1 pseudogene is annotated in these 293 nt (G+C 79.9%); it reads left to right on the top strand.

The window, feature by feature from the left end:
- Positions 1-293: pseudogene (locus ACSNOH_RS35260) on the top strand (ATP-binding cassette domain-containing protein); the annotation flags it as partial.

Genomic DNA, 293 nt, shown 5'->3' with positions numbered 1-293 from the left:
CCTCGCCGCCGGGCTCGGCGAGGTCTTCGCGGGCCTGCGCGACGTCACGGCGGCCGGTGCCGAGCCCCGCGTCCGGGCGGAGGCCGGCGCCCTCACGGACGCCGCGCTGCAGGCGTCCCGCTCCCTCGCCCGCTGGTCCGTCGCACGGGTCGTGGCCCTGGCCGTGGCGGGCCAGCTGCCCCTCGTGCTCCTGCTGGCCGCCGCGCCCTGGCTGCTGGACCACGGCGTCACGGCGGGCGCCCTCGTGGGGGCGCTGGCGTACCTGACGCAGTCGCTGATGCCCGCGCTGCAGA

It is taken from the genome of Streptomyces sp. URMC 127, from assembly GCF_051386535.1.
Lineage (GTDB): Bacteria > Actinomycetota > Actinomycetes > Streptomycetales > Streptomycetaceae > Streptomyces.
This window is presented reverse-complemented; position numbering and strand designations above follow the sequence as displayed.